This window comes from Kitasatospora sp. NPDC056327 (assembly GCF_042261735.1).
GTDB lineage: Bacteria > Actinomycetota > Actinomycetes > Streptomycetales > Streptomycetaceae > Kitasatospora.
On sequence record NZ_JBHJRC010000363.1, the window covers coordinates 1 to 7,684 of the forward strand.

The 7,684-nt window shown below is 72.2% G+C and carries 6 protein-coding genes; 1 reads left to right on the forward strand and 5 read right to left on the reverse strand.

The features are described 5' to 3' along the window. Window positions 1-43: 43 nt before the first annotated feature. From ACFCX4_RS32730 to ACFCX4_RS32745, 4 genes are all read right to left on the reverse strand, one after another. The gene (locus ACFCX4_RS32730; RefSeq protein ID WP_376150485.1) at window positions 44-679 is read right to left on the reverse strand and encodes an FMN reductase; all 636 of its coding nucleotides are present in this window, start codon (window positions 677-679) and stop codon (window positions 44-46) included. Next, window positions 676-1,803 carry an LLM class flavin-dependent oxidoreductase gene (locus tag ACFCX4_RS32735; protein WP_376150495.1) on the reverse strand — a complete coding sequence of 376 codons (1,128 nt, stop codon included), beginning with the start codon at window positions 1,801-1,803 and terminating at the stop codon, window positions 676-678. The genes ACFCX4_RS32730 and ACFCX4_RS32735 overlap by 4 nt, the downstream gene beginning before the upstream one ends. 44 nt (window positions 1,804-1,847) lie before the next feature. Then, window positions 1,848-3,074 carry an MFS transporter gene (locus ACFCX4_RS32740; RefSeq protein WP_376150487.1) on the reverse strand — a complete coding sequence of 409 codons (1,227 nt, stop codon included), beginning with the start codon at window positions 3,072-3,074 and terminating at the stop codon, window positions 1,848-1,850. Between the two features lie 114 nt (window positions 3,075-3,188). Continuing rightward, window positions 3,189-3,785 carry a TetR/AcrR family transcriptional regulator gene (locus tag ACFCX4_RS32745; protein WP_376150489.1) on the reverse strand — a complete coding sequence of 199 codons (597 nt, stop codon included), beginning with the start codon at window positions 3,783-3,785 and terminating at the stop codon, window positions 3,189-3,191. A 219-nt stretch (window positions 3,786-4,004) separates the two neighbouring features. Between ACFCX4_RS32745 and ACFCX4_RS32750 the strand changes: the two genes are divergently transcribed. Further along, window positions 4,005-4,766: a PP2C family protein-serine/threonine phosphatase gene (locus ACFCX4_RS32750; protein ID WP_376150491.1), complete on the forward strand. Its 762-nt coding sequence runs from the start codon at window positions 4,005-4,007 to the stop codon at window positions 4,764-4,766. Between the two features lie 80 nt (window positions 4,767-4,846). On the opposite strand, the gene ACFCX4_RS32755 is transcribed toward ACFCX4_RS32750, so the two are convergent. After that, complete coding sequence (locus tag ACFCX4_RS32755) at window positions 4,847-7,393, reverse strand: collagenase (RefSeq protein ID WP_376150493.1); 2,547 nt, start codon at window positions 7,391-7,393, stop codon at window positions 4,847-4,849. Window positions 7,394-7,684: the final 291 nt, after the last annotated feature.

Sequence of the window (7,684 nt, forward strand, 5' to 3'; positions counted from 1 at the left end):
GGCCCCATCGGGCCCGCCCCTCCACCGCGTCCGCCGTCCGCCGTCAGCCCCGCAGGGCCGCCAGCTGCTGCTCGAACGGAACCACCGTCTCCTGCTCCGGCTCGTCCGCCGTCCGCCCGCCGGGGGCGCGGCCGGCGAGCAGGCCCGCCAGCTCCCCGGCCGCCCGGTCGATCCGCCCCGGGAGGGTGTCGGTGAGCCGGTCGCCCGTGGTGCCCCAGTCGTCGGTGGCCGCGTAGACCGCGGTCGGCACGACGACCGAGCGCAGGTAGGAGAACAGCGGCCGCACCGCGTGCTCCAGGGCCAGCGAGTGCCGGGGCGTGCCCCCGGTGGCGGCGATCAGCACCGGCTTGCCGGTGAGGGCGTCGGGGTCGAGCACGTCGAAGAACGACTTGAACAGCCCGCTGTACGAGGCCGCGAAGATCGGCGTCACCGCGACCAGCCCGTCGGCGCGGGTGACCGCGCCGACGGCCTCCCGCAGCGCGGGGCCCGCGAATCCGGTGACGAAGTTGTTCGCGATGTCGGTGGCGAGGTCGCGCAGTTCGACCACCGTCACGTCCACCTCGCGCCCCTCGGCGGCGAGCCGGCGCACCGTCGAGTCGCCGAGCCGGTCGGCGAGCAGGCGCGTCGAGGACGGCTTGCTCAGACCGGCGCTGATGACCACCAGCTGGTACGCGGTCACTTGGTCACCTCCACGTTCTCCTCCGTGCTCCGGGCGTCCTGCTCCTGGCGGGCCCGGTCGGCCGCCACCAGGGTGGCGTGGGTCGGCGCGTCCGGGACGCCCGCCGGGCGGCCCTTGGCGAACTCCTCGCGCAGCACCGGCACGACCTCCTCGCCGAGCAGGTCCAGCTGTTCGAGGACGGTCTTCAGCGGCAGGCCGGCGTGGTCCATCAGGAACAGCTGGCGCTGGTAGTCGCCGAAGGTGTCGCGGAAGGCCAGGGTCTTCTCGATGACCTCCTGCGGGCTGCCGACGGTGAGCGGGGTCTCCGCGGTGAACTCCTCCAGCGACGGCCCGTGCCCGTAGACCGGCGCGTTGTCGAAGTAGGGGCGGAACTCGCGCACCGCGTCCTGCGAGTTCCTGCGCATGAACACCTGGCCGCCGAGGCCGACGATCGCCTGCTCGGGGGTGCCGTGCCCGTAGTGGGCGAAGCGCTCCCGGTAGAGGTTGATCAGCTTCTTGAAGTGCTCCTTGGGCCAGAAGATGTTGTTCGCGAAGAAGCCGTCACCGTAGTAGGCGGCCTGCTCGGCGATCTCCGGGCTGCGGATCGAACCGTGCCAGACGAACGGCGGGACGCCGTCCAGCGGGCGCGGGGTGGCGGTGAAGGACTGCAGCGGCGTGCGGAAGCGGCCGGACCAGTCCACCACGTCCTCGCGCCACAGCTGGTGCAGCAGCGCGTAGTTCTCGATCGCGAGCGGGATGCCCTGGCGGATGTCCTTCCCGAACCACGGGTAGACCGGGCCGGTGTTGCCGCGGCCCATCATGAGGTCCACCCGGCCGTCGGCGAGGTGCTGGAGCACCGCGTAGTCCTCGGCGATCTTCACCGGGTCGTTGGTGGTGATCAGCGTGGTGGAGGTGGAGAGGATGATGCGGTCGGTCTGCGCGGCGATGTAGCCGAGCAGCGTCGTGGGCGAGGACGGCACGAACGGCGGGTTGTGGTGCTCGCCGGTCGCGAAGACGTCCAGGCCGACCTCCTCCGCCTTGCGGGCGATGGCCACGGTCGCCTTGATCCGCTCGTGCTCGGTCGGGGTGCGGCCGGTCGTGGGGTCGGGGGTGACGTCGCCGACGGTGAAGATTCCGAACTGCATGGTGCTCACCACACTCCTGGTGGATCCCGCTGACGGATCCCGGTTCAGGATCCGATTGTCAAAGTTTCAACCACCTTAGCATCCGCACCCGCGGTTGTATTCCCCTGGGCGCCCGGACCCTGGCCCGGGACCGCACTGCGGCCCCGCAGTGCGTCCGGGAGCAGGGTCAGCAGACCGGCGACGGCCATCCCCGCACCCAGCCAGAGCACGGCGCGCAGACCCCAGGCGTCGATGGCGAGGCCGCCGAGCAGCGAGCTGAGGATGACACCGAGCGTGATGAACGAGTTGTGGACGGTGTTCACCAGCGGCCGGGCGTTGCCGATCCGCTGGACCCGCGAGGCCATCGCCGGATTCATGGTGACGCCGACCAGGCCGACCCCGAGCAGCAGCCCGACCGCCGGCACCCGCAGCTGGGCGAAGAGCGCGAGCCCCGCCAGGAAGACGGTGTTCAGCGCGAGGCCGACGGCCATCACCGGCAGCGCGTACCGGTCGGCGAGCCGGCCGACCACGGTGTTGCCGACCACGGTCGCCGCGCCGTAGGCCACCAGCAGCAGCGGGACGGACCCGGCCGAGAAGCCGGCGAGGTCGGTGAGGACCGGATTGACGTAGCTGAAGAGGGTGAAGGTCGCGCCGATGATCAGGGTGCTGGTGACGAAGGCCAGCCAGAGCCGCGGATTGCGCAGGGCGCCCAGCTCGGCACGGAGCGAGCCGCCGCCCTCGCCGTGGCCGGCGCCCGACACCCCGGCCGCGGTGCACAGCGCGACGGCCACCGTGAGCACGGCCACCGCCCAGAACGCCGCCCGCCAGCCGAGGCGCTCGCCGATGACGGTGGCCAGGGGAAGCCCGAGCAGGGTGCCGAGCATCAGGCCGTTCATCAGCACGGCGATCGCCCGGCCGCGCAGCTCGGGGCGGGCCAGCCGGACGCAGAGGGAGATCGAGATGCCGAAGAAGGCCTGCGCGGCGATGCCGCTGATCACCCGGGCCACCAGCATCACCGGATAGCCGGTGGCGGTCGCGGCGAGCAGGTTGCCGACCAGGAAGATCCCGAACAGGATCATCAGGGCGGACTTCTGACGGAGCCTCAGTAGCGGGACGGCGAGGAACGGACCACCGAAGGACATCGCGACCGAGAAGGCCGTGATCAGGTAGCCGATCTGCGGGACGGTCGCGTCGAGCCCCTCCGCGAGCTGCGGCATCAGCCCGGCGACGGCGAACTCGCTGGTCACCATCGCGAAGATGCCGAGCGCGAGGACATAGACGGCACGTGGCATGGGAGCACTCCCCCCGGAAGTTCCGGATAGTTTTGTATTGATCAGTACAGAATCAGGACACGGCGGGGCACGGGAGGACCGGGGAGCGGACCTCCCGTGCGGCGGCCGCAACGATCAGGGCGTGAGCGCGTCCAGTCCGGTGGCGGCGACGGCCTCGACCGCCGCCCGGTCGGCCCCGCCCTTGGCCGCCACCCGCAGGCCGGCGATCAGCGCGTTCACGAACCGCGCCAGTTCCCCCGCCTTCCGCCGGCCGGCGATCTCGCCCGACCGCTGCCCGGCCTCGATCGCCCCGCGCAGCGCGGCGAGCCGCACTTCCTGGTCCCGGGCCAGCATCGCGTCGGCGTCCGCGTCGCGCCCGGACAGCTCGACGATGGTGTTCACGGTCAGGCAGCCGATGCTGCGCCCCTCCGGGCGCCGCTCGAACTCCCCCTCCACCACCCGCGCCAGCAGGGTCCGGATCCGCTCCAGCGGGGGCAGCTCCGGATCCTCCAGCAGGGCGACCTGCGGGATGGTCATCAGGTCGATGTAGCGGGCCAGCGCCCGCTTGAACAGCTCGTGCTTGCTGGTGAAGGTGTTGTAGATGCTGCTCCGCCCGAGGCCGGTCGCCGCGCAGAGGTCCTGCGTGGAGGTGGCCTCGTAGCCGTTCGCCCAGAACGCCAGCATCGCCGCGTCGAGCGCCCGGGCCTCGTCGAAGGTGCGCGGTCTCGCCATGACAGCACGGTAGCTTTTTGGACCGTTCGGTGCAATACGGTTCGCGAAGCGCGGCGCGGCCGGCGGGTCCGGGGGTGTGCGCGACGGGAGCGGGCGGAGCCGGGGACGTGCGGCGGGAGCGGCGGGCGCGCCGGCGGTCCCGGAGCGTGCGCCGGAGCGGGGGGCGACAATGGGAGGGCCGGGGCCGGTCGGCCGGAGTTCCCGAAGGGCGGCGAAGCGATGGCGGCGTACATCGCGGTGAGCGCGGTGAGCCACGAGGGCCTGGTGCGCGGGCGCAACGAGGACAGCGTCACCGTCGGCCCGTGGACGCTCTGCGCGACCGTCACCGTCAACCCGCAGACCCTGCTCTTCCCGCTCGGCCCGCCCTGCGTGGTCGCGGTCGCCGACGGCCTCGGCGGCCACCCCGGCGGCGAGGTCGCCAGCGCCCTGGTCGCCCGGCGGCTGGCGGCGGCCGGGCCGGGGCTCGACGGCGAGGAGGACGTCCGGGAGGCCCTGCAGTCCTGCAACCGGGAGGTGTACGCGGCGGCCGCGGACGAGCCCGGTCTGGCCGCGATGGGCACCACGGTGGCGGGCGTGCTGCTGCTGGAGGAGCGGGCGGTGACCTTCAACGTCGGCGACAGCCGGGTCTACCGGATCGGCGACGGCGGGCTGCGGCGGGTCAGCGTGGACGACAGCCCGCCGCTGCCGCCCGGACGGCGCACCACCGCGCTGGTCACCCAGACCCTGGGCGGCTCGGCCGGCCTCACCTCCGTCGAACCGCACGTGCGCAGCGCGCCGCTGGCCGTGGGCGACCGGTACCTGGTGTGCAGCGACGGACTGACCGACCCGGTACCGGAGGAGGAACTTTCCGCGCTGCTCGGCCGCCCCGCCGCGGACGACGAACGGGCCGACGGGCGGGCGGCGTTCGAGCTCTGGAAGGCCGCGATCGGGGCCGGCGGGCCGGACAACATCACGCTCGCCCTGGTGCGGATCGGCGCGTAGCGGCCCCCGGTGCGGGGAGGGCCCCGGCACGGTGCCGGGGCCCTCGGTGACGCGGTGGTTCTCGGAAAGGAACTCCGGTGTCAGTACTCGGCCTTGACGGTCACGCCGGAGAAGCCGTCCTGGGAGTGGAGGCTCAGGAAGACGTAGCCGGCCTGCGGGTTGGTGACGGTGAGGGTCTCGCTGCTGGTGCCGGCCGTGGCCGACTTCGCGGTGTAGGCGTTGGTGTACGCCCAGCCGCCGCCGTTGTAGTAGAGGTCGGCGTTGCCGGTGCCGCCCGTGCTGGTGAGCTTCAACTGCTGCACCCCGGCCGGGAGGTAGAGGTAGAAGTGCGCGTAGTTACCGGCGGTCGCGGCGACGGCGGCACGGCGGCAGTTCCTGTCCAGCTGCCGGGCGTCGCCGCCGGAGCACTCGGGGGTGCCCGCCACGGTGACGTTCTGCCGGGAGCTCGCGGTGGCGCCCTTGTCGTCGGTCACCGTGAGGGTGACGGTGTAGGTCCCGGCCTTCGCGTAGGACTTGACCGGGTCGGCGGTGTTGGCGGTGGTGCCGTCACCGAAGTCCCAGGCGCGGGACGCGATGCGGCCGTCCTGGTCGGTGGAGCGGTCGGTGAAGGTGACGGCCAGCTCGTCGACCGAGGCGGTGAAGGCGGCGGTGGGGGCCTGGTTGCCCCCCGGGTTGCTGCCGCCGCCGCAGGCCCCGGCCGCGCAGGCGGTCAGCCAGGAGTCGAAGTCGGCGTCGTAGCGGGTGCCGATGGTGGTCTTGAGGATGGTGCGGGCGCCGTTCCAGTCGCCGGCGCGGTACTTGGCGAGCACCGCGTCCAGGTCGCCGCGGTGCTTCTCCAGCATGTAGCGGACGGCCAGGTAGCCCCAGCGGTAGACCCGCTCCTGGTCACCGTAGCCGGTGTCGAAGAGGTCGGAGAGCCGGTAGGTGTGGCGGCCGGCGGCGGTGATCGCCGCGTCGTAGGTCTCCTTGCGGTACCCGTACGACACGTACTCGGCGAAGCCCTCGACCCACCAGATGGTCGGGGTGGTCATGCCGGCGTCGAAGTCGCCGTACATGTTGAACCGGCCGTCGAGGTAGTGCGTGTACTCGTGGTTGAGGTTCCAGATCTGGAAGTCCGGACGCGCCCAGTCGGCCTCGTAGGCGAGGAAGCGCGGCTGGTTGCCGGCCGTGTTCGGCTTGCCCTCCAGGTACATGCCGCCGTTGTTGGTGTCGATGCCGTAGATACCGGCCGCGAACACCCCGTAGTCGAACCGGCCGTGGAAGACGATGACCTCGATCGTGGTGTTCCGGTCGTCCGCGACCGGACCGTTGTCCTTGGCGACGGCGTGGAAGTAGGCGTCCTGCCCGTTGAGGCTGGCGCACGTGGTGGCGAGCCGGCCGGCGTCGAGCGCCTGGGCGAGGACCTTGATGCTCGGGCTGCAGCTGTGGCTGACCGTCAGGACGGATGCCTTCAGCCTGGCGGGGGCGTCGCAGGTGCCGAAGTACGCGCAGTTGCCCGCGTCGTAGGCGTCGGCCATCTCCGCGACTGCGGCCCACTGGTAGGCGGTGGCGCCGCTCGGCGAGGAGCGGTCGGCGAGCCCCTTCAGCAGCGGGCGGGCCTTGGGCTGGAGCGCGGGGTACTGCAGGAAGCGGCCCAGCTCACGGGTCGCGTTGTAGACCAGGAAGGTGTAGTCGCCGCCGAGCAGGGCGCTGTTGGCGGCCGTGAAGGAGTAGAGCGCGTCCAGCACGCTCGGGTCGGCCTTCACCGCATCGGCGAAGCCCGTCGCCTGGTGTCCGCGCCACAGCACGGTGAACACGCTGTTGAGCGCGTCGCCCATCCGGACCGGGTTGTGGGTGGCGGCGTCGTACGCGCCCAGCAGGCGCTTGACCACCGGCAGGTAGCGGATGTTCTCCTGGGCGCTGTCGATCAGGGTGATCGCCTCGCCGAGGGTGGCCGCGTTGGCTGCGGTGACGTCCCGGGAGCGCGGGCTGTTGAAGAAGCCGTCCAGCGCGCCGCGGATCGAGGACTGCAGGGCGGTGCCGTAGGTGCCGACGTCGGAGGCGTGGTACCACTGCACGTAGTAGCCGGCCCGCAGGAAGAGCACCAACTGGCCGACCGAGGTGGAGTTGTCGCCCGGGTAGCTCGCGGCGGCGGTGCGCAGGGCGTCCGCCACGGTGACCATCTGCGCCTCGCGGAACGCGCCGCGCGCGTCCGTGCCGGTCAGCAGGAACAGGTCGTTGATGCAGCCGAGGTCGGCCGCCCTCACGGCCTGGACCAGGGCACTGCCGGTGCGTCCGGTGAAGTCGGAGACGGTGCAGGCCTGCTCGGCGAGGGCCGCGGGGGCACCCTCACCGAACGCCTTGGCCAGCTCGGCCTTCCGCTCGGCCTTGGAGAGGGTCTCGGCACGGTCGGGAACCGTGGTCGAGAACGGGGCGCGCTCACGCGCGGGCACCGAGGTGTGCCGGTGCGGGGTGTCCGGCGAGCCACCGATCGCGGGCTGCGGGGCGAGGCCGGCCGGCCCGGCCGAGGTGGCGGGCGCGCCGCCGCCGGACGGCGCCGCCGCGGCGGGGGCGGCCTCGGCGCGCGGGGTGAACAGTCCGACCGCCACGAATATCGCGATCAGGAGCGTCAGCAGCCTTGCTGCCAAAGGCTGTTGGTGCAGGGAACGTGCGGTTCTCACGTGGGGGCCTCCGGGCCTGTTTCGGCCGCATGGGGGTACGGCCGGTCGGGTGGTGAGGACCGTGGCGGTGACGCCGTTGGGGCGGCGGCCACCGAGCACCGGTGGGGAGTGTGACATGTACAATTGCACGCATCACATGGCGAGGGAACCCCTCGGAACCGATGAATGACCCCCAAGCGGCGCTTCCGCACAGGAAGTTCACGAAACAGGCACATCGCAGCATGAAGGGGACACCAAAGGGCCGCCGGTCGGAAGACC